24 protein-coding genes are annotated in these 24,371 nt (G+C 45.0%); 17 read left to right on the top strand and 7 right to left on the bottom strand.

Annotated elements, in window-relative coordinates; genetic code table 11:
* Positions 1 to 4 precede the first annotated feature (4 nt).
* From GTK07_RS02920 to GTK07_RS02905, 4 genes are all read left to right on the top strand, one after another.
* A complete protein-coding gene (locus GTK07_RS02920) occupies positions 5 to 448 on the top strand; it encodes a YybH family protein (RefSeq protein WP_235932410.1) in 444 nt (147 codons plus the stop codon).
* A gap of 110 nt (positions 449 to 558) precedes the next feature.
* Positions 559 to 1,704, top strand: a complete 1,146-nt coding sequence (locus tag GTK07_RS02915) for a DmpA family aminopeptidase (protein WP_235932409.1) — start codon at positions 559 to 561, stop codon at positions 1,702 to 1,704.
* A 105-nt stretch (positions 1,705 to 1,809) separates the two neighbouring features.
* Positions 1,810 to 2,949: an SPFH domain-containing protein gene (locus GTK07_RS02910; RefSeq protein ID WP_163632854.1), complete on the top strand. Its 1,140-nt coding sequence runs from the start codon at positions 1,810 to 1,812 to the stop codon at positions 2,947 to 2,949.
* Positions 2,950 to 3,117: 168 nt separating this feature from the next.
* Positions 3,118 to 4,212: a TFIIB-type zinc ribbon-containing protein gene (locus tag GTK07_RS02905; RefSeq protein ID WP_163632852.1), complete on the top strand. Its 1,095-nt coding sequence runs from the start codon at positions 3,118 to 3,120 to the stop codon at positions 4,210 to 4,212.
* A gap of 134 nt (positions 4,213 to 4,346) precedes the next feature.
* Here the strand turns inward: GTK07_RS02905 and GTK07_RS02900 are convergent, their stop codons facing one another.
* From GTK07_RS02900 to hemH, 4 genes are read right to left on the bottom strand one after another with little or no spacing between them, the layout of a single operon-like run.
* Entirely contained in the window at positions 4,347 to 5,447 is a 1,101-nt protein-coding gene (locus GTK07_RS02900) for a lactonase family protein (protein WP_163632850.1), read from the bottom strand.
* Between the two features lie 51 nt (positions 5,448 to 5,498).
* The gene (locus GTK07_RS02895; protein ID WP_163632848.1) at positions 5,499 to 6,875 is read right to left on the bottom strand and encodes an MATE family efflux transporter; all 1,377 of its coding nucleotides are present in this window, start codon (positions 6,873 to 6,875) and stop codon (positions 5,499 to 5,501) included.
* A gap of 56 nt (positions 6,876 to 6,931) precedes the next feature.
* Positions 6,932 to 7,723 (bottom strand): DUF3050 domain-containing protein, encoded by a 792-nt coding sequence (locus GTK07_RS02890; protein WP_203583705.1) that lies wholly within the window; start codon positions 7,721 to 7,723, stop codon positions 6,932 to 6,934.
* A gap of 22 nt (positions 7,724 to 7,745) precedes the next feature.
* Complete coding sequence (gene hemH / locus GTK07_RS02885; protein ID WP_163632846.1) at positions 7,746 to 8,792, bottom strand: ferrochelatase; 1,047 nt, start codon at positions 8,790 to 8,792, stop codon at positions 7,746 to 7,748.
* 142 nt (positions 8,793 to 8,934) lie between these two features.
* On the opposite strand from hemH, the gene GTK07_RS02880 reads away from it, so the two are divergent.
* Together GTK07_RS02880 and GTK07_RS02875 are read left to right on the top strand one after the other, a co-directional pair.
* Positions 8,935 to 9,993 carry a mechanosensitive ion channel family protein gene (locus GTK07_RS02880; protein ID WP_163632844.1) on the top strand — a complete coding sequence of 353 codons (1,059 nt, stop codon included), beginning with the start codon at positions 8,935 to 8,937 and terminating at the stop codon, positions 9,991 to 9,993.
* Entirely contained in the window at positions 9,990 to 10,844 is an 855-nt protein-coding gene (locus GTK07_RS02875) for an N-acetylmuramoyl-L-alanine amidase-like domain-containing protein (protein WP_163632842.1), read from the top strand. The genes GTK07_RS02880 and GTK07_RS02875 overlap by 4 nt, the downstream gene beginning before the upstream one ends.
* Here GTK07_RS02875 and GTK07_RS02870 read toward each other — a convergent pair.
* On the bottom strand, positions 10,830 to 11,576 hold the full coding sequence (locus GTK07_RS02870) for a ThuA domain-containing protein (protein WP_163632840.1): 747 nt from the start codon (positions 11,574 to 11,576) through the stop codon (positions 10,830 to 10,832). The two genes, GTK07_RS02875 and GTK07_RS02870, sit on opposite strands and share 15 nt — an antisense overlap.
* Before the next feature lie 10 nt (positions 11,577 to 11,586).
* A complete protein-coding gene (locus tag GTK07_RS02865) occupies positions 11,587 to 12,465 on the bottom strand; it encodes a helix-turn-helix domain-containing protein (RefSeq protein ID WP_119618605.1) in 879 nt (292 codons plus the stop codon).
* A 209-nt stretch (positions 12,466 to 12,674) separates the two neighbouring features.
* On the opposite strand from GTK07_RS02865, the gene hemA reads away from it, so the two are divergent.
* The 11 genes from hemA to GTK07_RS02810 are packed head-to-tail and all read left to right on the top strand — an operon-like array spanning position 12,675 to position 22,603.
* Positions 12,675 to 13,931, top strand: a complete 1,257-nt coding sequence (gene hemA / locus GTK07_RS02860; RefSeq protein WP_163632838.1) for a glutamyl-tRNA reductase — start codon at positions 12,675 to 12,677, stop codon at positions 13,929 to 13,931.
* The gene (gene hemC, locus GTK07_RS02855) at positions 13,928 to 14,854 is read left to right on the top strand and encodes a hydroxymethylbilane synthase (RefSeq protein WP_163632836.1); all 927 of its coding nucleotides are present in this window, start codon (positions 13,928 to 13,930) and stop codon (positions 14,852 to 14,854) included. Before hemA ends, hemC begins: the two co-directional genes overlap by 4 nt.
* Positions 14,832 to 15,500, top strand: a complete 669-nt coding sequence (locus GTK07_RS02850; RefSeq protein WP_163632834.1) for a uroporphyrinogen-III synthase — start codon at positions 14,832 to 14,834, stop codon at positions 15,498 to 15,500. The genes hemC and GTK07_RS02850 overlap by 23 nt, the downstream gene beginning before the upstream one ends.
* Positions 15,487 to 16,512 carry a uroporphyrinogen decarboxylase gene (gene hemE / locus GTK07_RS02845; protein ID WP_163632832.1) on the top strand — a complete coding sequence of 342 codons (1,026 nt, stop codon included), beginning with the start codon at positions 15,487 to 15,489 and terminating at the stop codon, positions 16,510 to 16,512. Before GTK07_RS02850 ends, hemE begins: the two co-directional genes overlap by 14 nt.
* A complete protein-coding gene (locus GTK07_RS02840) occupies positions 16,509 to 17,000 on the top strand; it encodes a DUF6973 domain-containing protein (RefSeq protein WP_163632830.1) in 492 nt (163 codons plus the stop codon). The genes hemE and GTK07_RS02840 overlap by 4 nt, the downstream gene beginning before the upstream one ends.
* Positions 16,997 to 17,899, top strand: a complete 903-nt coding sequence (gene hemF / locus GTK07_RS02835) for an oxygen-dependent coproporphyrinogen oxidase (protein ID WP_163632828.1) — start codon at positions 16,997 to 16,999, stop codon at positions 17,897 to 17,899. Before GTK07_RS02840 ends, hemF begins: the two co-directional genes overlap by 4 nt.
* A 45-nt stretch (positions 17,900 to 17,944) precedes the next feature.
* Positions 17,945 to 18,934, top strand: coding sequence for a porphobilinogen synthase (gene hemB, locus GTK07_RS02830; protein ID WP_163632826.1), 990 nt, complete (start codon positions 17,945 to 17,947; stop codon positions 18,932 to 18,934).
* Positions 18,935 to 18,947: 13 nt separating this feature from the next.
* Complete coding sequence (locus tag GTK07_RS02825; RefSeq protein ID WP_163632824.1) at positions 18,948 to 20,252, top strand: serine hydrolase domain-containing protein; 1,305 nt, start codon at positions 18,948 to 18,950, stop codon at positions 20,250 to 20,252.
* A 36-nt stretch (positions 20,253 to 20,288) separates the two neighbouring features.
* Positions 20,289 to 21,410: a CNNM domain-containing protein gene (locus tag GTK07_RS02820; protein ID WP_163632822.1), complete on the top strand. Its 1,122-nt coding sequence runs from the start codon at positions 20,289 to 20,291 to the stop codon at positions 21,408 to 21,410.
* Positions 21,410 to 21,880, top strand: a complete 471-nt coding sequence (locus tag GTK07_RS02815; RefSeq protein ID WP_163632820.1) for a methylated-DNA--[protein]-cysteine S-methyltransferase — start codon at positions 21,410 to 21,412, stop codon at positions 21,878 to 21,880. Before GTK07_RS02820 ends, GTK07_RS02815 begins: the two co-directional genes overlap by 1 nt.
* A gap of 9 nt (positions 21,881 to 21,889) precedes the next feature.
* Entirely contained in the window at positions 21,890 to 22,603 is a 714-nt protein-coding gene (locus GTK07_RS02810; protein WP_163632818.1) for a 3'-5' exonuclease, read from the top strand.
* A gap of 199 nt (positions 22,604 to 22,802) precedes the next feature.
* On the opposite strand, the gene GTK07_RS02805 is transcribed toward GTK07_RS02810, so the two are convergent.
* Positions 22,803 to 24,317 (bottom strand): IPT/TIG domain-containing protein, encoded by a 1,515-nt coding sequence (locus tag GTK07_RS02805; protein WP_163632816.1) that lies wholly within the window; start codon positions 24,315 to 24,317, stop codon positions 22,803 to 22,805.
* Positions 24,318 to 24,371 lie beyond the last annotated feature (54 nt).

Genomic DNA, 24,371 nt, shown 5'->3' with positions numbered 1-24,371 from the left:
ATCAATGATGAAAAAAGTGTTGTTCCTCCTCTTGGTTCTGCCCTTGTTTGGTATTGCACAGACAACGACAGAACAGGAGGATAGGGCCGCTATAGCGCAAGTGCTATCCACCCAACAAACAGCTTGGAACAATTTTGATATAGAATTGTTCATGGAGACCTATTGGAAATCCGAAGAACTGACCTTTTACGGCAGTGCTGGTGTGGTAAAAGGTTGGCAAAAGACTTTGGAGCGATACCAAAAAAGCTATCCGACCCAAGAACATTTTGGCCATCTGGAATTCGTCACCAACGACATTTCCAAAATCACTGACGGTGCCTATACCGTCATGGGGGAATACCATTTGACCCGACCGGTGGGCGATACCCATGGCATTTTTATGTTGGTGCTTAAAAAAATAGATGGGGCGTGGAAGATTATTGCGGACACTTCGTGTAAAGTGGAGTAACCGCAGTACATTTTCACAAAAATCATATAGGGGCCAAGGCCCCTTTCTTTTTTAATGCCATTGACTTTTGGGTTTCCTTTTTGATGGAGAATAGTTAAATTGAAGGCCATATGCCATCAACCCAAATGACAAGAAAACACCATACCTTATTTTTTATTTTTCTGATCCTATTTCCATTGTTCACCATGTCACAAAACCGACTTAGAGACCACGGAGTAGCCATTGGGGTGCTCCACCCAGGAACCTTCAATGCCATTACCGATGTTCCTGGGGTTCAGGTGGGCCATACAACTTTAATTGAAGGAGATTCCATCAGAACGGGGGTAACCGCCATACTTCCGCACACAGGAAATATATTTCAGGAAAAAGTGCCTGCGGCCATTTATGTGGGAAACGGATTCGGTAAGTTGGCCGGTTATACCCAAGTGAAGGAACTGGGCAATCTGGAAACCCCCATCATTTTGACCAATACGCTGAGTGTCCCCACGGCCGTTAACACAGTCATTGGATACACCTTAAACCAATCCGGGAATGAGGAAGTCCGGTCCGTGAATGCCGTGGTGGGCGAAACCAACGACGGCTACCTCAACGATATTCGGGGGCGACATGTGACCGAAGCTGATGTGCTGCAAGCCATTCAAAATGCTAAGACAGGACCTGTTGCCGAGGGCAACGTGGGTGCAGGCACCGGAACCATTTGTTTTGGTTTTAAGGGAGGTATCGGCACATCTTCTCGAGTCTTGCCGAAACAATCCGGAGGCTACACCGTGGGGGTGCTGGTGCAGACTAATTTTGGCGGGGTATTGCAGGTGGCCGGAGTGGAAGTGGGCAAAAAATTGGGGCTGTATTCCAACAGTTTTAAATATTCCCCAGATGGTTCCTGTATGATGGTGGTATTGACCGATGCGCCTTTGGATGCCCGAAACCTGGAACGCTTGGCCAAAAGGGCCATGCTGGGCCTAGCTCGAACAGGAGGCATTGCCAGTAACGGCAGTGGTGATTATGTGATTGCCGTTTCCACCGCGGAGGAATGCCGTATTCCCTACCAAAGCGAAAACCCGATTCAGACGGTACCTACTTTGCGCAATGAAGCCATGACCCCTTTATTTTTGGCCACCATCGAGGCCACGGAGGAAGCCATTCTCAATTCCCTTTTTGCTGCCGAGACCATGACCGGACGGGATGGACACCAAATCGAAGCCCTTCCCAAGGAAAAAGTGCTGGAAATGTTGAAGGAAGCGGGGAAGATGGATTAGTTTTTTACTTATCCTGTAACATTCCCCCTCAATTTCACACTAACCTAACGGAAACCTTCCACACTTTTTTTAACTTTAAACGTCAATAATCAAAAACACTAGACCATGGATATTTTTGGAAAGATCAAGGAAAAACTCAGTAACGAGTTTATTGATATTATTGAGTGGTTCGACTACACCGACGACACCATCGCGTATCGGTTTGAGCGCTACCAGAACGAGATCAAGAACGGAGCAAAACTGATTGTCCGTGAAGGACAGACCGCCGTTTTTATCAACGAGGGACAACTCGCCGATGTGTTCACCCCCGGCACGTATGACCTCACCACCCAAAACCTGCCTATTTTGTCCACGTTGAAAGGGTGGAAATACGGGTTCAACTCCCCTTTTAAAGCGGAAGTTTACTTTGTGAACACCCATTTGTTCACCGATGAGAAATGGGGCACCAAAAGTCCGATTACGTTGAGCGATGATCGATTCGGACTGGTAGAGATCAGGGCCTTTGGTACATACGCCTATAAAATTTCGGATGCCGGTAAGTTCATCAAGGATATTGTGGGCACCGATAGCAATTTTACCAATTTCGAGATCAACGAGCACCTAAAAAGCTTAATCGCCACCCGCTTTACCGATACTGTGGGCAAGGCCAACCTTCCCATTGAATTATACGCTGCCAACACCACCGAACTTTCCGATACCTGTCGCGAGGTGATGGCCCCCGAATTTCAAACGGTGGGTATCTCCTTGGAGAAATTCTACATCGAGAACGTTTCCATGCCCGAAGAACTCAAAAAAGAGATTTTCGAATACAGCCGAATCGATAAACTGGACCTGGACAAATTGGCCAAGTTCAAGGCTGCCAAAGCCATCGAGGCCGCGGCCCAAAATGAAGGTGGCACCGCTGGTGCCGGTATGGGCATGGGTATGGGCTTTGTGCTTGCCCAACAAATGGGGAACCTGATGGGCGGTGCCACACAAGCGGCACCACAAGCCACAGGACAACCCGCTGCCGGGGCCGTACCTCCACCAATGCCTGCCCAGACCCTATATTATTATGCCACAAATGGCACGCAACATGGTCCTGTAACCTTTGAACAGTTGCAATCCCTTTTTGCATCGCGCACCGTTAACCGCGACAGTTTAATCTGGAAACAGGGCATGGCTGCTTGGACCGCTTTAAAGGAGGTAGAGGAACTGAAATCGTTCTTGGGTGGTAATACTCCACCGCCATTGCCTGGACAATAATTTTACATTGTCATACTGAACGAAGTGAAGTATCTCTTTTCAAACGTAAATAACAGATTCTTCGCTTCGCTCAGAATGACATAGAACCACGTTAAAGGCATCGTATCAAATATAAGCAGCCAGGTATCCAAACAAAAATTAGATTCCCGCTTTCGCGGGAATGACAACATGGAAGAACCTACCATCCAAAAATCGGAACTCAAAAAAACCTGCGTCAACTGCGGGGCGGAACTCACATACAAACCTGGGACCACCAGCATTACCTGTGAGTACTGCGGCCATGAAGAGGCCATTGCCCCAAAAGAAAATGGTTTTGAGGAATTGGAACTGTACCCCTACCTCAAGGAAATGGGGTCGCAGAGGCACAGTGAGGAAATCTCCATGCTGCATTGCAAGAATTGCGGCGCCGACCAACATGTGGAGGAAAACTATAAATCGCTTTATTGTGTGTACTGTGGCCAACCTTTGGTAGTGGAAGATGCCTACAAGGAGAATTGGATCTTGCCCGGGGCCGTGTTGCCGTTTCAAATCGATAAAAACCAGTCGTTCCGCATTTTTAAAAACTGGGTGAAACGGCTGTGGTTTGCCCCAAATAATCTGAAAAAGGCCGCTTTGGACCCTCAATTCACCAAAGGGCTCTATCTACCCTATTGGACCTTTGATGCACAACTGTATGCCTCTTATATCGGTCAGCGGGGAGAATACTATTATGAAACGCGAAGGGTTCGGAATGCAAACGGTAAAATGGTGACCCAACAAGTCCGGAAGACACGTTGGTACCCTGCTTCGGGGGAAGTTTCAGGGTTTGTGGACGATACCTTGATCAAAGCGTCCAAGCAAAAATCAGGGAGGATTCCCGGCAAAATTGCCTATTGGGATTTGAAAAAATTGCAACCGTTCGACAGTGGATATCTATCCGGTTTTGTGACCGAAAAGTATACCATTTCGTTGAACGAAGGTCACCTGCATTCCAAGGAAGTGGCCCGCGATATTGCAACCCGTTGGTGTATGCAGGACATTGGAGGCGATACCCAAAGGGTAACCTCCATGGACATGAAACTGACCGAAGAAACCTTTAAACACATCCTATTGCCCGTTTATGTGAGTGCCTATCGCTACAATGGCAAGGAATACAATTTTTTCATCAACGGGGAAAACGGGAACATTTCAGGTACGCGGCCTTATAGTTTCTGGAAGATTTTCTTTGCCGTGCTGTTGGGCTTGATTGTGATTGGGGTGATTGTTTTACTGGCTAAAAAATAAATATTTTTCTCCTGACCTGAATAATAATCAGTGTAGTTCCTTTACAGCGTTTTTGTCATACTAAGGATTAGGGATGACGAAGTATCTCCTAACTAATCCAGAAATTCTTCGCTTTGCTCAGAATGACAGCGAGACTATTCCTCAAACACCAAACACACCGGATTGGGCAATACGGTCTCGTTCAAATAGGTAAGGGTACCCTTTTCAACATCCCTTTTGAACACCGTAATGTTGCTCGACTTTTGATTGGCCACCAATAAAAATTCCCCAGTGGGATCCATCGAAAAATTACGGGGCCAATCCCCGTGCACGGATTCCCTTCCCACCAAGCTCAAAGTTCCAGATTCAGGATTTACAGCAAAAATCACAATGGTATTTTCTCCCCTGTTGGAACCGTACAAGAATTTCCCGTCGGGGGATAAATGAAGGTCTGCACAGGCATTGTTTCCTTGATAATTGGGGTCTAAGGTTTTTACCACTTGGATTTCTTGGTAATCCCCTTTCGTGTCTTTTTCAAAAACGGAAATGGTGCTGTTCAGTTCGCTGATTACATACAGCATCTTTCCTCCTTCACCAAAGGTGAAATGTCGTGGACCTGCGCCTTCAGCAAAAGGTAACGATGGCTGGGGACCAGGAACAAATTCCCCATTTTCCTCTTTGTATCTTTTAATGGCATCAAGCCCTAAATCCGTCACCATCAATCCATCAGAAGTAAATTGGGCCATATGGGCGTGGGATGTTTTGGTGCTATCCAAAAGTTTGTGATCTATGATCTGGGGATGTTCCCCCAAAGAACCATCATCGTTCAGGTTGAAGAGGGCCACATTGCCACCGGTATAATTGGCCACGGCCAAATGTCCATCCCCGGAAAGCGAAACATGACACGGATGCGCGCCTTGGGTTCCCATGCTATTCTGGATTTCCAATACGCCATTAGTTAGGGAAAAAGCGGTAACCCCACCACCTAAACTATCAAAATCGGCGGTTTCTTGAACAGCATACAAGTTTTTATGGTCTTTGGAAAGGGCCAAATAGGAAGGATTGGCCAATTTGGCCGCCAATTGTTTATTGGTCAACTCGCCCGTTCCAGCATCGAAGGTATAGGTATAAATGCCTTCGCTATCGCCATCGGTATAGGTACCAACAAAAAGGGTGTACATGGGTTTTTCTTCAGGTTTTTCTTTACAGGCCAATACTAAAAGAATTATCAGACTGGCAAAAAGTGCTTTTTTCATGTTTGTTACGTTACGACCTCCAAATTAAACATTCTTTGGGAATGCCATTCTTTAAGTGAGTTCCTTCTTCATCTCTTTACCCAAATAAATGCCCGTGACCACCGTGGCCAATACATCGGCTATCGGAAATGAAATCCACACCCCGGTTTCTTGGAAGAAATGGGGTAACAACAAAATCAATGGGATAAAGAAAAATCCTTGCCGGGTCAAGGTCAGCAATAAGGCCGGAATGGCTTTCCCCACTGCTTGAAAATAAGCTGCCCCGATCAACTGGAGCGCAATGATGGGCGTAGCGGCAAATACCAATCGCATGGCAAATGGTGTGTGCTGCAACACAAATTGATTGGTAGCCAGTTCCTCTGCGGATAGTCCGGGTCTGTTACTCAAGAACAAAGCGGCAAATTCTCCTGGGAAAAGCATCAACACCACAAAAACCAACGTCGCTACCAAGGCGGCATATTTGATTGCCGTAAAGATGGACTCCTTGACACGGTCGTAATAGGCAGCTCCATAGTTGTACCCTGCAATGGGCAAAAAGCCCTGTGTGACGCCAAAAACAGGGAATAAAGCAAACATCAACATACGACCGATAATGGCGTAGACCGCCACCATAGGTTCCCCACCCAAATTGAACAATATATTGTTCATGAGCAGGTAGGTGATACTGGTGACCGCCTGTCTTGCAAGGGTTACAAATCCTAAAGAGCTTATTTCACGAAGAATGGCTGGATCCAACCCAAAATGGGACGGACTTATTTTCAATTCGGAATTTTTGGATAGAAAAAAGTAAAGGATGTACCCAAAACACAACAGGTAACCCACGGTTGTGGCCCATGCTGCGCCTTCCATACCCCAGTCGAAAATGTAGATGAACACATAGTCCATCAAGAGGTTGCCAACGGAAGGAATGATCATGGCAATCATGGCAAACTTGGGTTTCCCTTCGGCACGTATTACCGTGTTTCCCATCATACAAAGGGCCAAAAAGGGCACTCCGTACAAAATGATGGTATAGTAGATTTTTGCAGGCTCAAAAATGGCTCCCTTACCGCCAAATGCCGGAATCAGGTTGTCCACGTAGTACAGTCCAAGGGCCACCATGGTCACGGTGACCAAAAGTGTCAGCGTAATCTGGTTTCCGAACGTCTTTAGAGCCTTTTCATGGTTGTTGGCACCCAGGGCGCGGGAAATGATACTGGAACCCCCAATACCGATGGCCATCCCCAAAGCGGCAATAAAAAAGGAAACGGGCAACACTACGTTGATGGCGGCAATGGCAATGGATCCTATCCAATTCCCTACAAAAATGGAATCGACCAATACGTTCAGCGACATCACCAAAATACCGATGGATGCCGGAACGGCCTGCTTGATCAATAATTTTCCGATGGGTTCCTTCCCGAGTTCTTCAGAGGTAACTTTGGCCATGCCAAGGATTGTTCTTTTGGTGTAAGACTAGCGTGAGCTGAATGGTTCCTTCAAATCTACAACGCATCCACCAAATTATCCTTGTTCTCGGTGAGTTTTTTGGCAATGCTGTCCCAAAGTCCAATTCTGCGCTCCAAAGCTTTTTTGCTATAGGTCAAGACCTCTTCCCATTTCCGCTCATCGGAACCGCACAAAGCCTTGATCATTTTAACCGCCAAGGGTCCATGTTCGTCCCCGTCCAATTCAATATGTCTTTTCAGGTAATAGGAAAGTTTGGTGTATTTGCTTGGGCCATTTTCTCCGGATTGCTCAATGATCCCCAAAAACATATCAGGAATCAAGTCTTCCCTTCCGAAGGTAAAGGCAGCGGCAATTATATGGGGTTGTTGGGTATTGATGGCCTCAAAAGTGAACTGCAAGAAATCTTTCTCCGCTTGGTCCAAGTCCGCATTTTCAATTTGTTCTGCAATTTTCTCCAAATCGGTAAACGTGGAGATGACCTGCAACACTTTGGACGTATCGGCTTCCACTTCACCCATGGCGTCCAAGTACATTTCAAAATGGCTTTTGGCCTCTCCCAATTCATTAAAATCACTTTCCTCCTCCAACACGATTTCGTTGATGAATCGGGCCACGGATGCATCCGAAGCTGGTTTCCAAGGAAGGGAAGTACAGGTCAAGTGTTGCTGCAACGCTTTCAACAACGACATGAAATCCCAAACAGCATACACATGGCTTTCCATGAAGATCTTGATGTCCTCCACCGATTCCAGTTGGGCATACAAGGGATGGCTTTTGAGTTGGTCACGCACCCCTTGTAGGTGGTGCTCCAAGTGTTCCATTTTCATAAGGCAATTTTCTTTTTCAGTATTATTGAATGTGGTATTCGGGCAAGACACCACTTTTCTCCCAAGTGTTGATCCATTCGGCCATCAATTGGGCCCAATCGTCACGGTCGTTCAAACAGGAAATATGGATGTAATCCCCTCCCCCTGCTTCTTGGAATTGGTGTTTACCTTCCATTGCGATTTCTTCCAAGGTTTCCAAACAATCACTCACAAAGGCTGGGGTAATCACCGCCAACTTCTTGACACCTTCCTGGGCCAAGCGTTCAAATTCCTTGTCGGTAAACGGTTGTAGCCAAGGATCACTACCCAAACGGGATTGGAAGGAAGTGCTCACTTTTTCTTCGGGAAGTCCCAGTTGTTTTTTGACCAATTCGGTGGTATCCAAGCATTGATGCTTGTAACAGGTATGGTGGGCAACCGAGTTTGTCTGGCAACATTTGCCATCCAATTTACAGTGCGATTTTGTAGGGTCCGACTTTTTAATGTGGCGTTCCGGAATGCCGTGGTACGAAAACAGGATGTGGTCGAAATCAAAATCCTTTAACCCTTCGGCTATGCTTTTGGATAGGATCTTTATAAAATCCGGATTGCTGTAAAAAGCAGGCAGGGTGGTCATTTGCATTTCGGGGAAAAATTCCGCCTGAACTTCCATCGCCTTTACCACCACCGTCTCATAGGACGACATGGCGTAGTGTGGATACAAGGGCACCAAAAACACTTCATCCACCCCTTTTTCCTTCAGTTCTTGTAAACCTTCCTTGATGGATATGGAACCGTATCGCATTCCCAGTGCAACAGGCAATTGGGTGTGCTTTTGCACTTTTTCCGCAAACCGTTTTGAAATCACTATCAAAGGAGATCCTTCTTCCCACCATATTTTGGAATAGGCCTCGGCCGATTTCTTGGGACGGGTGTTCAGGATAATGCCCCGAACAATGATGTTCCTCAGGATAGGATTCACATCGATGACGCGCTCGTCCATCAAAAATTCATCCAAGTACGGTTTTACATCTTTTGCAGTGGGGCTGTCGGGCGAACCCAAGTTGACCAATAAAACTCCTTTTTGCACGGCTTTCTGTTTTGAGCAGCAAAAATAATACACGGCACCGACTTTGTCCTTTACACATCAAAATACTTTCCTATACTGAAATAATGAATCTCGATTTTGTTCAAGGCCGCATCTATGGGCATTTCTCCCTACTTTTGTGGATATGGAGTCTTTTCAAGAACAAGTTTCCAAAGAATCCCTGATCTATCTGGGTATTGCCCTGGTCGTTTTGGTACTTTTATATTGGGGCACTTCCGTAGTGATGAAACGAATGGGGAAGAACCCTAAATACCTCTTGCCTACAGGTTCCTTTAAAAAACTGGCCACACCTCTATTGTTGATCTTCCTTTCCGTTCTCCTTAGGATGAAGGCTCTTCGCGACGTCCTGAATTTGGAAGAGGCTGGGTTTTGGTTTCGAAAGGCAAGTACCTTATTGTTCATTTTTGCGATGAGCTGGGTGATGATCGCCTTGCTGAAGATCGTTAAACAAATTGTGATCCGAAATTATGATGTGGGGGTCGCGGACAACCTGAAAGCAAGGAAAGTCTACACCCAGTTTACCATTTTGGAGCGGATCTTCATTTTCATCATCATCCTGTTGGCTGTTGGCTTTGCCCTGATGAGTTTCCCCGAAATCCGAGAATTGGGGCTGAGTGTTTTTGCCTCTGCGGGTGTAGCGGGAATCATTATCGGTTTTTCGGCACAAAAATTCATCGGGACCATATTGGCAGGTATCCAGATTGCCATTGCACAGCCCATTAAATTGGACGATGTGGTGATCGTGGAAGGAGAATGGGGCCGAATTGAGGAAATTACCCTGACCTATGTGGTGGTGGCCATTTGGGACAAACGTCGATTGATCGTGCCTACGCCCTATTTTATTGATAAGCCGTTTCAAAACTGGACCAAGACCTCTGCCGATATTTTGGGAACCGTGTTTTTGTATGTAGATTACAATGTGCCTTTTGACAAACTTCGGGAAGAACAGACCCGTATATTGAAAAGCACCGACCTTTGGGATGGCAAGGTGGACGTTTTGCAGGTCACCGATTCCAAACCCACTTGTGTGGAAGTCCGTGCCTTGATGAGTGCCAAAGATTCGCCCACGGCTTGGGACCTTCGGGTGCATGTCCGTGAAAAATTAATCGTTTATTTACAGGAAAATTATCCGGAAAGTATTGCAAGGACAAGGATAAGACTGGATCAAGATCATCAAAAATGAAATCAAAAAATATCTCACTACTGATCCTTTTGTTCGGTTGGCTGGGTCAGGCCCAACAAATTACCTGTTCCCCAAAAGACCGACCCCTTTTTGATACCAAAATGCAGGCTTTGACAACCATTGAAGCTTCCAATTTGGGAGATACCATTGCGTTGGTCGGTCAATCTTTTTTAGGCACACCCTATGTGGAAAAAACATTGGAAGTGGGCGACACCGAAACGCTTGTGGTAAATTTTAGTGGGTTGGATTGTACCACTTTTGTGGAGAATGTGATGGCCTTCACTGCACTTTTGAAAAAACAGCAAAGCGATTTTCAAGATTTTACCTCTGAACTGGAAACCATTCGGTATAGAAATGGAGAGATGAATGGCTATCCATCACGTTTACATTATTTTACGGAATGGATTCGCAACAACGAAAAGAAGGGGCTGGTAAAGGACATCACAGCGGAAATAGGTGGTGTGGAATTGGAAAAATCCATCGATTTTATGGGAACACACCGAGACCTGTACCCGTTTTTGGCCAGTGATGAGAACTTTCAGGCCATGCAGCAAGTGGAAACCGAACTGGCCAAGGAAAAATTGTGTTACGTGCCCCAAGATCAAATTGCAAGCAAGGAACATCTTATCCATTCAGGTGACATTATCGCTTTGGCCACTTCCATCAAGGGGTTGGATGTGACCCATACCGGCATTGCCATCCACCAGCCCGATGGCAGGCTGCATTTGCTTCATGCATCGAGTAAAAATGGAGAAGTGGAAATCAGTGAACTGCCCTTGGCAGACTATCTCAAGAACATCAAAAGCAATATCGGGATCATTGTGGCAAGGCCCACGTTACTTTCGTTTTAAACACCATTCAATGGCGCCCAAAAGGTGCTGGCGGAACTCGGGTTCATCGTACGATGCTTCAGTGTGCCCCAAGCCTGTGTAAAAGACCCTGCCCCCATCATATTCATGGTACCAGGCTATGGGATGGTTGTCTCCATTGATGCCTCCTTTATAACTGGATTCGTCCAATTTTAGAAGCACATGTACATTAGGATTCAGGTCTTTAAAATTGTACCATTCATCAAAATGCATCCAAACATCTTGCAAATGTGCCGTGGATGGATGGGTTTTGTCCAGCACCTCAATTTTGGCCTTCTGTTGCTCTGGGTGGCTCACAAAATAACCTCCTACCAACTTACCGTACCAGGGCCAATCGTATTCGGTATCGGAGGCCGCATGGACACCCAAATAACTTCCCCCATTTTTAATGTACGATTCAAAGGCCTTTTGTTGGGCATCGTTCAGCACATCCATGGTCGTGTTCAAAAAAACGACCAGTTTATAATTTTTCAAATTCTGCGGGGTAAAGTCTTCACCACTTTCTGTTTGCAAAGCAATAAAACCATTTTTTCTGCCCAGTTCGCGAAAGGTTTGCACTCCTTTTTCTATGGATTGATGCCTAAAACCAGTCGTTTTGGTAAAAACGAGGACCAATTCTGGCATTTTGGTTTCTTTGTTTTCTGTTGAAGGCTCTTGAGCATTGATCTGGGTCACCAAAACAAGACTCAACAAGGTGAATAGAATTTGTTTCATGATAGCTTTTTTACACATTTGAAGTTACATATTTTTTGGGCGTGGTGCCGAACTTCTTTTTGAACGAAGCTATAAAATGGCTGGCAGTGCTATATCCTACTTTTAGGCCCACATCGTTTACGTTGTGCTTGCCGGATTCCAACATTTTCCGGGCATATTCCATCTTGTAGTCGAACAAAAAACCATAAACGGAATCCCCATAGATCTGTTTAAACCCTTCCTTCAATTTTTTGAGGCCCAGTCCTACTTCTTCCGAAAGTTCAGGTAACGTTGGAGGTTCCGCCATACGCGAAATGATGATTTCCTTGGCCATTTTAATCCTTCGCACATTATCCTCATCGGCCAGATAGGGACATTGTTCCAAGTCGGCGTCCTCGGTTTTGTTGAAATAGAGGGAAATCAGCTCGAACACCTTTCCTTTCAAATACAATTTTTTGATGGAGGGATGCAGGTTGTAGTTCATCAACTGGCTCAAGACTACGGCAATGGCCGGCGACACCATTTCTTGGGAATAGTATTTCTTTTCCTTGTTATCCTCGCTCAAAAAAGGAATGTAATCCGCTTCATCCGAAAACAACGAATGGAATTTCCGAATCGTCATCACCACGGACAATAACCAGGAGTTGGGCGAAACTACCAAATCCAGCGGAAGGTCCTTTTGAGTGTTGTACAGCAGCAGGGAGTTTTCCTCGTTCACTTCCAAATAATAGCTCCCTTCATTAAAATTGAACCGTGAACGGCCCTTCAAGCAAAAATGGAATTGAATGTAGGAACTGTCAATATCCCTTGTAATGACCTTTGGCTCTTTGGTGTCGTTTTGGATTTTAAGGATGAATATGCCGTCTTCCACAAAAACTTCATCATAGGAACCTTCAGCGATATTTTTCATATGGATTCTTTGAATTGATTTTCAATAAAACTAATTTAGAATGGCTCTAAATTAAACTGCAATCTATCAAATTTATCAATAAAATCAATGCATTAGGAGATTTTAAGTAAAATTTAATCCTTGAATGTCCTCCCTATACCCTTGCAGTTCCGCTAGCGTTATTTTAAAAGATACAACACTGTTAATTTTGTGCTGCGATTATATCCTTTATGAGGAACTACCATATTTCAAAACATAATTCCTTCTACGCCGTTGGGTTAAGTTATAAGAAGGCAGATGCAGAGGTGAGAGGAAAGTTCAGTCTGGATGTTCCTGCTATTGACCAGATTCTGGCCAAGGCAAAAGAAATGGAGATTGATGGCCTTTTGGCAATATCTACCTGCAACCGAACCGAACTCTATGGTTTTGCGCAGCACCCCTACCAACTGATCAAGTTGCTTTGTGATCAAACGCAAGGCACTGTGGAAGAATTTCAGGAAGTGGCCTACGTGTACAAGAATCACGAGGCCATTTCGCATATGTTCAAAGTGGGCACAGGTTTGGACAGTCAGATTTTGGGCGATTTTGAAATCATAAGCCAGATCAAACAAGGTTTTTACCGGGCCAAAAAGCAAGACATGGCCAATCCTTTCTTGGAACGCTTGTGCAATTCGGTAATCCAAGCCAGCAAGCGTATCAAAACAGAGACAGAGCTATCGTCAGGAGCTACATCGGTTGCCTTTGCTTCCGTAAAATATATCTTGGACAACGTTGCCGACATTTCAGAAAAGAATATCCTGTTATTCGGTACGGGAAAAATTGGAAGGAACACTTGCGAAAACCTGATCAAGCATTCCAACAACTCCCATATTACCTTGATCAATCGTACCCGTGAAAAGGCCGAGGACATTGCGGGAAAGTTCCATTTGACGGTAAAGGATTATGGCGATTTGCAGACCGAAATCCGAAAAGCGGACATTTTGGTGGTAGCCACTGGGGCACAGTTACCTACGGTTTCCAAAGCGTTGATCTATCCTAAAAAGCCGCTGTTGATCTTAGATCTATCTGTGCCTAAAAACGTTTCTGATGATGTGCTGGACTTGGAGAACGTTACCTTGGTTCATTTAGACCAGCTTTCTCAAATTACGGATGACACCTTGGCAAAACGAAAAGCATATGTACCCAAGGCTGAGGCCATTATCGAACGGGTAAAGAAAGATTTCCTAAAATGGTTGGAAACCCGAAAGTTTGCTCCGGTCATCAACGCACTCAAGGAAAAGCTCAATACTATGAAAGCCGAAGAAATCGACTTTCATTCCAAAAAAATCAATGACTTCAACCAAGATCAGGCCGAAATGATCTCAGAAAGGATCATTCAAAAGATTACCAAGCAATTTGCCAACCATTTAAAAAGTTCTGAAGTGGACACTGAGGATAGCTTGGAACTGATTCAAAAAGTCTTTCAGTTAGAAATCGATTCCAAATGAGCAAGATCATAAGAATCGGTACCCGCGACAGCGAACTGGCACTGTGGCAAGCTACCACCGTACAAGAAAAACTTGAAAAATTGGGTTATGATACCACTTTGGTGCCCACTAAATCCATGGGAGATCAGGTATTGGACAAACCGTTGTACGAACTTGGCGTAACCGGAATTTTCACCAAAGCTTTGGACGTGGCCATGCTGCAAGGTCAAATCGACATCGCCGTGCACTCCATGAAGGACGTTCCCACACAACTGCCAAAGAGCATTGTCCAGGCAGCTGTTTTGGAACGAGCCATCACCCATGATATCTTGGTCCATAAGGGTTCTTCTTTTTTGGAATCGAGTGGCCCCGCGACCATTGCCACGGGTAGCCTAAGAAGAAAAGCCCAGTGGCTGAACAGATACCCAAACCACCAAGTGGTAGATCTTCGGGGCAATGTGAACACCCGATTGATCAAACTGATCGAGAACGATTGGCAAGGGGCCATTTTTGCACAGGCCGGTTTGGAACGTATCAAGTTGTTGCCCAAAGACGCCATTTATCTGGATTGGATGATACCTGCACCTGCGCAGGGTGCCATGTTGGTGGTTGCCATGGAAAAAGATAAGTTTACCCGTGATGCCCTTGCCAAATTGAACGACCCCAATTCAGAACTGGCCACCAAAATAGAACGGGATTTTTTACGCACCCTTGAAGGTGGTTGTACCGCGCCAATTGGTGCTTTGGCTCAAATTAAAGACCAAAAGGTATTTTTTGAAGGGGTGGTGTTTTCTTTGGACGGAAAACAGAAAATCGATATCAAAAAAGAAGTGAAATTGGCCGAAGCCAAAGGCTTGGGAGAAACATGCGCCAAAGAGGTCTTGGCCAAGGGCGGGGACAAATTGATGCAGCAAATCAGAAATGAAAACAGTGCTCTCCACTAAAATACTCACCCCTTCACAAAAAGAGCTTTTCCTAAATTCCGGGCTAGGACTTGTGGAATACGATGCCTTGAAAATCGAATTCCTCGACACCAAAATACCACTGGACCATCAGAATTATATTTTTACCAGCAGGAACGCCGTACATGCATTTCTCCAACAAACCAAAGGTTTGGACCGTTCGCCCTTCCGTTGTTTTTGTGTTGGGGAAAAGACCAGATCACTTTTGGAATCCAATGGACTGCAGGTGGTACAAATGACCGAATATGCCTCGGATTTAGGTCAATTCATCGTGGAAAACCATCCAAATGAAGCCTTTGTGTTCATTTGTGGGCAGCAACGAAGGGATGATCTTCCTCAAATATTATCAAAAAATAATATTTGGTATAAAGAAATTGTTGTCTACCGGTCGAGCCTGAACCCAAGGGTCTTTTTTACGGATTTTGAGGGGATCTTGTTCTTCAGTCCACGGGGCATTCAAAGCTTTCTTTTGGAAAATACCTTGAAAAACAGCATTTTGTTCTGCATTGGGGAAACCACAGCGATGGAAGCAAAAAAACATTCAGAAAATATTAAAATAGCCAACAAACCAACTGTGGAAAACGTGTTGGTTCAAGCCATAAAAGAATTAAAGTATGATCAAAAATGATTTGTTCCTAAAGGCACTTAAAGGTGAAACCGTGGAACGTCCACCCGTTTGGATGATGCGTCAAGCAGGACGTTATTTGCCCGAATTTATGGAACTCCGTAAAAAATACGATTTCTTTACCCGTTGCCAAACCCCGGAATTGGCATCGGAAATCACGGTGCAGCCCATCAGAAGATATGGCATGGACGCAGCCATATTGTTCAGCGATATTTTGGTCATTCCGCAAGCCATGGATATTGAGGTGGAAATGAAACCCAATTTTGGACCCTATCTCCCCAACCCCATCCGCACCAAAGAAGACTTGGACAAGGTCATTGTTCCCAACATTGAAGATACTCTGGGGTACGTAATGGAGGCCATCACCATAACCAAGGAAAAATTGAACGATGACATTCCATTGATCGGCTTTGCCGGATCACCCTGGACCATTTTGTGCTACTGCGTGGAAGGACAAGGGAGCAAAAGTTTTGACAAGGCCCGTGGTTTTTGTTTCACCCAACCGGAACTGGCGCACCAACTTCTCCAAAAAATCACGGATACCACGATTGCCTATCTTAAAGCGAAGGTAAAAGCGGGAGTAAATGCCGTTCAGGTGTTCGATTCATGGGGAGGGATGCTTTCCCCACAGGATTATCAGGAGTTTTCATGGCCTTATATCCAACAGATTGTTGATGCCCTTAAAGATGAATCCCCTGTGATTGTTTTTGGTAAAGGTTGTTGGTTTGCCCTAAAGGAAATGGCAGCATCCGGAGCTTCGGCAGTGGGTGTGGATTGGACCTGTTCACCACAGAATGCAAGATATTTAACCGGAGGCAAGGTTACACTCCAAGGTAATTTTGATCCTGCAAGATTGTTGTCTCCTCCGGATAAGATCAAAAGTATGGTCCATCAAATGATCCGTGAGTTTGGCAAGGATAAATATGTGGTGAATCTGGGTCATGGTATTTTGCCCAACATACCATTGGAAAATGCGAAGGCGTTCGTTGATGCCGTAAAAGAATATCAGGAGTGAACCTATTTTCAGTATTAAAACGCGTTAGTTTTAAACATATACTGAAAGGTATCTTGTTGGGGTTGAGTAGGCCATTTTTCATCCTTCCAACCCTAAAGGCCACCAAAGATTGCATGAGGATTTCCACGGCCCGTTACGGAAAATTGCACTATAAAAATGGCCCCGCCAATGCGTTCAGACATGCGCTTTGGAACGGCTTGATCGCACAACGCTGTTTTCGTAGAAAAAAGAACGAAGGTGATGTTTTGGATTGGACCAAAAAGGTCACCGATTGGCATGAAGAAGCTTTTCCAAACAAAGCATTGGCCAAGACGATGGATTTACATAACAATGCCGTAGGAAGATTCATTTTTAAAGAAAACATTGAAAAATCGGAAGAAGAAATCATTACCATCCTCCAAAAAATGACCTTGGAATCCGTTAAAATTGAAGGGGATACCAATTTATCCAAACTTAAAGACCGCTTGGTACATATTTTAGAGCAATGAAAGATAAATTTTACGCCTATATCCAAAAACTACAAGATACCATCACCTCAACATTGGAAGAAGTGGATGGCAAGGCCAAGTTCCGGCAAGATTTCTGGGAACGCCCTGAAGGTGGTGGCGGTAGGACCCGCGTGATAGAAAATGGTGCCGTTTTTGAAAAAGGGGGCGTAAATATCTCCAAGGTTTTTGGGGCATTGCCCAAAAGCATGCAAACCTATTTCAGGGTTGAAGAGGCGGATTTTTTTGCTTGTGGACTCAGTTTGGTCATCCACCCAAAAAGTCCCATGGTCCCAACGGTACACGCCAATTGGCGCTATTTTGAAATGTATGACAAACAAGGGAATATAGTGGATCAATGGTTCGGAGGAGGGCAAGACCTTACCCCCTATTATCTTTTTGAGGAAGATGCAGCACATTTTCACCAGATTTGCAAAAAAGCTTGCAATGCCCACAATCCCGAATTTTATCCCAACTATAAAAAGAAATGTGACGACTATTTCTGGAATGCTCATCGTAACGAGGCCAGAGGTGTAGGCGGGCTCTTTTTTGATTATTGCAAGGCAACCGAAACAATGGGTATGGACGATTGGTACAACTTTGTGACTGAGGTAGGCAACAGTTTTTTAGAAGCGTATATACCAATTGTTACAAAAAGAAAGGGACTTCCTTATACCCAAGAGCAACGGGATTGGCAGGAAATACGAAGAGGGCGCTATGTCGAGTTCAATTTGGTACACGATAAGGGCACTCTTTTTGGACTTCGGACCAACGGACGCATCGAAAGTATTTTGATGAGCCTTCCTCCCCATGTGCAATGGCGCTACGACCATCATCCCGAAAAAGGAAGTGATGAAGAAAAATTGATCGAAGTACTGCAAAACCCGAAAAATTGGGTTTAATATGTAGTTTTGTTCCAACTCCCATAATAATTAAAAATCCAAGATATGTACCCACTCATACGAACCCGAAGACTCCGTGCCTCCGAATCCATCCGAAGGTTGGTCCGTGAGACCGTTGTCACACCTGATGATTTCTTGGTTCCCCTTTTCGTGACCGAAGGCAAAGGCGTCAAGGAAGAAATTCCCTCCATGCCCAACTATTTTCGTCTGAGCCTGGACCAGTTGGAAAAAGAAGTAAAAGAGTTGTGGAAAATGGGATTGTGTTCCGTTTTGCTTTTTGTAAAGGTTGATGACAAACTGAAGGACAACAAAGGAACCGAAGCACTCAACCCAAATGGCTTGATGCAACGTGCCATAAAAACCGTCAAAAATGCCTGCCCGCAGATGTTGGTAATGACCGATGTGGCCCTAGATCCCTTTTCTTCCTATGGACATGACGGCATTGTGGCCGAAGGACAGATCTTAAATGATGAAACCGCCGAGGTTTTGTCCGAAATGAGTGTGTCCCATGCACAAGCAGGAGCCGATTTTGTAGCACCCAGTGATATGATGGACGGACGAATCCTCACTATTCGCGAAGCCTTGGAAGACGAGGGCTTTATCAATACGGGCATTATGGCCTATTCCGCTAAATACGCCAGTGCTTTTTATGGTCCGTTCCGGGATGCTTTGGATTCCGCTCCTGTGGATATGGCAAATGTGCCCAAGGACAAAAAAACATATCAAATGGATTATGCCAATCGGTATGAAGCTATACGTGAAACCCAGTTGGACATTGATGAAGGTGCCGATATCGTAATGGTAAAACCTGGATTATGCTATTTGGACATCGTTCGCGAAATCCGCAACGAGGTAGATGTGCCCGTTGCCGTCTATCAAGTTTCCGGGGAATACGCCATGGTGAAGGCGGCCGCCGAAAAAGGTTGGTTGGACCACGATGCCGTGATGTTGGAACAATTGACCGCCATCAAAAGAGCCGGGGCCAATATCATAGCCAGCTATTTTGCCAAGGATTTTATCCGTACTTTGGGTTAAAGCTGCCAGAAGCATGAAAAGAAGTTTTGTATCATTATTGCTCATCATTTTGATGACCAACAGTGGATTTTCCCAACGAGAACTTATCCACGCCCTTCCAGCATCTTTAGGATTGGATGAAGCCTACATCGACCAAAAAGTGGATTCCATTATGAACATGGGTATCGACAGCTTGGCATTTCCTGGGGCCCAATTGTTGGTCGCCATCAACGATACCGTCATTTTTCACAAAGCCTACGGATACCATACCTATGATCGCATCGAGCCCGTAAAACTGAACGACCTTTACGATCTGGCTTCGGTAACCAAGATTTCAGGTCCCTTGCCCGCCTTGATGAAATTGATGGATGAGGGCAAACTCGATTTGGATGTTCCTTTCAGCACCTACTGGGAACCTTGGAGGCATCAAAAGGACAAAAAGGATTTGACATTACGTGAAATCCTGGCCCACCAAGCGGGGCTCGTTCCTTATATCGTTTTTTTACAGAAAGTGATGCGGAACGGGAAACTCAAAAAACGATTTATCCATCACGGATCTGGTAAAAAATTCCAAAAACAGGCATACGATGACCTTTTCGTCAACGACCGATTTGAGCGTAAAATAGACCGAATCATTAATCGCTCCAAGGTATCCGAAGAAAAAAAGTATAACTACTCCGGCCTTACTTTTTTGATATTTCCTAGGTTGATCGAGCAAATCACCCAAACGGATTATCAAACGTACCTCAACGATAATTTTTATCAACCGTTGGGCTGCCATACCTTGGGATATTTGCCCAGCACCAAGCATTTTGTGAATGCAATCGTTCCCACGGAAATTGATACGTTATACCGCAAAACCTTGGTGAAAGGTTGGGTTCATGATGAAAATGCTTCGCTGTTCGGTGGGGTTTCCGGCAACGCGGGGCTCTTCGGAACGGCGGATGATCTGGCCAAGCTTATGTTGTTCTATCAGCATTATGGCAATGTGGATGGCAAACAACTCATCTCCCAGAAAACGGTAAAAGAATTTGCCAAAGTGCAATATCCTGAAAACGAAAACCGCCGTGGACTTGGTTTTGACAAACCTTTGTTGAAAAATGCCGAGCTTCCTTTGGAAGAAGCCTACCCCTCCCCTTTGGCCAGCGCAGATAGTTTTGGTCACTCAGGTTTTACAGGAACTTTTGTTTGGGCCGACCCTGAAAAGCACCTCACCTTTATCTTCTTGTCCAACAGGGTGTACCCCACACGCGAACATCGTGCCCTTTACGATCTGAACATCAGGACGGCCCTAATGGATGTTTTTTATAAAGCCTTGGACAACAGCGTTAAAAATTAGTTCCGTTTCGCTATCTTGCCATTCAAGATCTAGCCTATGGGACTACTAATATTTTACGCCCTTATTTCCATTTTCTTCTCCTTTCTCTGCTCTATCCTGGAAGCGGTATTGTTGAGTATCACACCAACATTCCTCAATCTAAAAAAGCAGGAAGGCAAGGAATATGCAGCTACTTTGGAATCTCTTAAAAAGGATGTGGACAAACCCTTGATCGCCATCCTTACCCTGAACACCGTTGCCCACACCGTGGGTGCCATTTTGGTCGGGGTACAGGCAAAGGTTGCCTATGCGGAAATGTATGGGACCACGGAACGTTCCATTTTGAGCTTCAGGCTCACGGAAGATCTCATGGTGGGTATTGTGTCCACCCTTATGACGATTTTGATCCTAGTGGCCTCCGAAATCATTCCAAAGACCATTGGGGCCACTTATTGGAAACAACTGGCAAACTTTACGGCCAAATCCTTGACTATAATGGTTTTTTTCCTAAAATGGACCGGACTTTTATGGCTATTACAGTTGTTCACTAAACTGATTGGTAAAAAAGGGCATCACGGCAGTGTATTGAGTAGGGAAGATTTTACGGCAATGACGGACATAGCCCACAAAGAAGGTGTGTTCCACGAATCGGAATCCAAGGTCATCAAAAACCTGTTGAAGTTTGATGAAATATTGGCCAAAGATGTAATGACTCCCAGAACCGTCATGAAAATTGCCTCAGAGGACATGACAATCAAAGAATTTTTTGATGCCAACCGGCCCCTACGCTTTTCGCGAATTCCACTTTACAAAGATCGGATGGACAACATTACTGGCTTTTTTCTGAAAGATGAACTGTTGGAAGCCATCATCAATAAAAAAGGTTCCAAAACCCTTTCCGAATTGAAAAGGGAAATGCTGGTGACCAACCGAACCAAACCCATTCCCGAACTTTTTGACAAGTTTGTAAAGCAACGTGAACATGTTTCCTTGGTGGTCGATGAGTACGGTTCCGTAAGTGGATTGGTTACCATGGAAGATGTCATTGAAACCTTGCTCGGACTGGAAATCATGGATGAAAGTGACAATGTGGAAGACCTTCAATCCTTGGCTAGAAAGAACTGGCACCAACGCGCACAGCGTTTAGGAATCATTGAAGATGAAAGTGAAGTAGAGTAATGGAAACTGCTTATTTACAAACTCCTATCGGAATTGCAGAGTTCAAAGGCGATGAAAATGGAGTGACATCCATCACGGTTTTAGATGATAAAAAACCAATTGGTACAATTCCTGTCGTTTTAGCAGACGCCATATCGCAACTCAAGGAATATTTTGATGGTAACCGGACTGATTTTACCTTCAAACTGAATCCTTCCGGCACCGAGTTCCAAAAGAGAGTTTGGGATGCCCTGCTCGAAATTCCATTTGGAAAAACCATTTCTTATTTAGACCTTTCCAAAAGATTGGGCGATGTAAAGGCCATTCGTGCAGTAGCCTCAGCCAATGGCAAAAATCCACTTTGGATCGTAGTACCCTGCCATCGCGTAATCGGAACCAACGGAGACCTCACAGGCTATGCGGGCGGACTGCATAGAAAAAAATGGTTATTGGAACACGAGAGCCCTGCAAAGCAGACCGCTCTTTTTTAAATTTTTGCCATGCTTTATAAACTTAACCTGGAGCATATCCTCTTTTTGGATATTGAGACCGTACCCCAAAAACAACATTTTTCCGATTTGGATGAAACTTCCCAAACGCTTTGGGAACAAAAATCGCAGTACCAACGTAAGGACGAAATCACTGCCGAGGATTTTTATGAACGGGCGGGCATTTGGGCCGAGTTCGGCAAAATTATTTGCATTTCGGTGGGATATTTTAGCATGAAAGGGGAACAGCGCAATTTTCGGGTCACCTCTTTCCACGGGGAGGAAATCCACATCCTGAGGCAATTCAAACAACTGCTCAAGGACCATTTTAGCCAGACCAAACACCTGCTCTGTGCCCATAACGGCAAGGAATTCGATTTCCCCTACATTGCCCGGAGAATGGTCATCAACGGGCTCAACTTGCCCTATAAATTGGACCTTTTTGGAAAAAAACCTTGGGAAGTACCCCATTTGGACACCATGGAACTTTGGAAGTTCGGGGATTTCAAGCATTATACCTCCCTCAAGCTTTTGGCCCATGTGCTGGGCATCCCTTCACCCAAAGAAGACATGGATGGCAGTATGGTAAAAGATGTATTCTACGAAGAGAATGACCTAGATCGAGTCATTACCTATTGCGAACTGGATGTGGTGACCACAGCGCAGGTATTCTTGCGCATGCGCAACGAAGACTTACTATCCGATGAAGAAATCAAAAAAGTATGATGGGTGTAATGCTAAGCTACTACTTTCCATAAGAATGGCGCTTAAGCATTGTATATATCTGAGCTCGGACGCCGACTACCGGTATCCGAATCTGATCACTGGTATATGACCTTCTGATTACTTGCCTCTTGCAGAAATCATGAACAAAAAAAGCCCCGCAGTACTGCAGGGCCCCTTTAGGCGGGTTTTGAACTTCAATTTATTTTACGAATATTCCACGGGCCACTGCAATTTTGGTTCCATCGGATAGTTCTTGTGGCGAATTGTTTTTCCAGATGGTAGCAACGTTAATGTTGTTTGCATTTTTAACGTCCCCTGCAACATAAATATCAACACCATCCAAATAGATGCTAAAGGCTCTTGATGAAGTGGTTCCATCACCGAGGAGCTGGGAAGTAGTATTTTTCCATAGGGTGGCTACGGAAAGATCGTTGGCGTTGATCGTGTTCCCTGCGGCATACACATCCCCATTATGGACGGTCAAGGATACGATCTCTGTATGGTTCAGTCCATTGGAAAGTTCTTGAAGCTCCCCATTTTTCCAAATAGCCGCTACAGAAATGTTGTTTGCATTCTTGTAACTACCTCCCAAATACACATCATTGCCTTCCACATATACTGAATTAGCAACGGATCTTGGGAGTTGGCCCGCTAAATTTTGTACGACTCCATTTTTCCAAAGGGTCACTACCGGCAGATCGTTGGCATTATTAATATATCCTGCTACATATACATCCCCTCCAGAAACAAATACAGAAAGGGCTGCCGAATCGGCACTGCCGTCGGTCAGAGCCTCAAAACCTCCGTTGGTCCATAAGGTCGCCATGGTGCTCGTCCCAGAATCGATATACCCTGCCACAAATACATCTTGTCCATCGATATATATAGATGATGGAAAGGAGTTGAAAAGTCCACTGGCCAAGTCTTCAGTGTTGCCATTCTTCCAAATTATGGGCAAGTATATAAAATCATCATTCGCCGTGCTTCCAGTTAGGTATACATCCGAACCATCCACAAAAATGGCCCTTGCAGCAGATGAATTGGCATTCAGTGTTAGTTGCTGCTCCTCACCATTTTTCCAGTAGGCAGCTGAAGAAACCTTGTCTGAGTTGGTCGTGAACCCTGCCACATACACATTGGGATTCACCGTTACGGTACAAATGGCTTCATCGCCTTCAACAGCGGCTGTGATGGTAGCGGTACCCGACCCAGTGGCGGTCACGTTGCCATTTTCATCCACTGTGGCCACATTTTCATTATCGGAACTCCAAGTAATCGCCAAATTGGCTTCACTTACCGATGCATTCAAGACCGCTTCGTCCAAAGTGAACAGGTTCAACGAATTTTTATCGAGGGTAATGGCAGTGGTAACCGTAAAGTCTGAGTCGCTTGTGGCGGTTTCCCCATCCACGGTTACACTTATTTTCCCTGAAATGGCCCCTTCAGGAACCGTAACGATAATTTTTGTACTGCTAGCAATGGCAACCTCTGCCATGACATTGCCAAATTTTACCAAGTTCTCTGCGGGGGAAGCATTAAAATGATTTCCATTAAGGGTAACTTGGGAGCCTACTGGCCCAGAGGCAGGCACAAAATTAGTGATGGTCGGTGGAGAGGTTTGGGGCACAGGATCATCATCCTTTCCACATGACCAAATAATAATGGATACTGTCAACAAGAACAGCACTTTTGCAAATATTTCTTTTCTTTTCATGATTACCGTTTTTAAGGGTACAAGAAAGGACATTATGTACCCAAAAGTGGAGGT

Source organism: Flagellimonas sediminis (genome assembly GCF_010500845.1).
Taxonomy (GTDB): Bacteria; Bacteroidota; Bacteroidia; order Flavobacteriales; family Flavobacteriaceae; genus Flagellimonas; species Flagellimonas sediminis.
Note: the sequence above shows the minus strand (reverse complement) of the source record. Positions and strands in the feature narration are given on the sequence as shown.

Coding starts and splice junctions, on each gene's coding strand:
- GTK07_RS02920 (WP_235932410.1), top strand. CDS start 5: ATGATGAAAAAAGTGTTGTTCCTCCTCTTGGTTCTGCCCTTGTTTGGT.
- GTK07_RS02915 (WP_235932409.1), top strand. CDS start 559: ATGCCATCAACCCAAATGACAAGAAAACACCATACCTTATTTTTTATT.
- GTK07_RS02910 (WP_163632854.1), top strand. CDS start 1,810: ATGGATATTTTTGGAAAGATCAAGGAAAAACTCAGTAACGAGTTTATT.
- GTK07_RS02905 (WP_163632852.1), top strand. CDS start 3,118: ATGGAAGAACCTACCATCCAAAAATCGGAACTCAAAAAAACCTGCGTC.
- GTK07_RS02900 (WP_163632850.1), bottom strand. CDS start 5,447: ATGAAAAAAGCACTTTTTGCCAGTCTGATAATTCTTTTAGTATTGGCC.
- GTK07_RS02895 (WP_163632848.1), bottom strand. CDS start 6,875: ATGGCCAAAGTTACCTCTGAAGAACTCGGGAAGGAACCCATCGGAAAA.
- GTK07_RS02890 (WP_203583705.1), bottom strand. CDS start 7,723: ATGAAAATGGAACACTTGGAGCACCACCTACAAGGGGTGCGTGACCAA.
- GTK07_RS02880 (WP_163632844.1), top strand. CDS start 8,935: ATGGAGTCTTTTCAAGAACAAGTTTCCAAAGAATCCCTGATCTATCTG.
- GTK07_RS02875 (WP_163632842.1), top strand. CDS start 9,990: ATGAAATCAAAAAATATCTCACTACTGATCCTTTTGTTCGGTTGGCTG.
- GTK07_RS02870 (WP_163632840.1), bottom strand. CDS start 11,576: ATGAAACAAATTCTATTCACCTTGTTGAGTCTTGTTTTGGTGACCCAG.
- GTK07_RS02865 (WP_119618605.1), bottom strand. CDS start 12,465: ATGAAAAATATCGCTGAAGGTTCCTATGATGAAGTTTTTGTGGAAGAC.
- hemA (WP_163632838.1), top strand. CDS start 12,675: ATGAGGAACTACCATATTTCAAAACATAATTCCTTCTACGCCGTTGGG.
- hemC (WP_163632836.1), top strand. CDS start 13,928: ATGAGCAAGATCATAAGAATCGGTACCCGCGACAGCGAACTGGCACTG.
- GTK07_RS02850 (WP_163632834.1), top strand. CDS start 14,832: ATGAAAACAGTGCTCTCCACTAAAATACTCACCCCTTCACAAAAAGAG.
- hemE (WP_163632832.1), top strand. CDS start 15,487: ATGATCAAAAATGATTTGTTCCTAAAGGCACTTAAAGGTGAAACCGTG.
- hemF (WP_163632828.1), top strand. CDS start 16,997: ATGAAAGATAAATTTTACGCCTATATCCAAAAACTACAAGATACCATC.
- hemB (WP_163632826.1), top strand. CDS start 17,945: ATGTACCCACTCATACGAACCCGAAGACTCCGTGCCTCCGAATCCATC.
- GTK07_RS02825 (WP_163632824.1), top strand. CDS start 18,948: ATGAAAAGAAGTTTTGTATCATTATTGCTCATCATTTTGATGACCAAC.
- GTK07_RS02820 (WP_163632822.1), top strand. CDS start 20,289: ATGGGACTACTAATATTTTACGCCCTTATTTCCATTTTCTTCTCCTTT.
- GTK07_RS02815 (WP_163632820.1), top strand. CDS start 21,410: ATGGAAACTGCTTATTTACAAACTCCTATCGGAATTGCAGAGTTCAAA.
- GTK07_RS02810 (WP_163632818.1), top strand. CDS start 21,890: ATGCTTTATAAACTTAACCTGGAGCATATCCTCTTTTTGGATATTGAG.
- GTK07_RS02805 (WP_163632816.1), bottom strand. CDS start 24,317: ATGAAAAGAAAAGAAATATTTGCAAAAGTGCTGTTCTTGTTGACAGTA.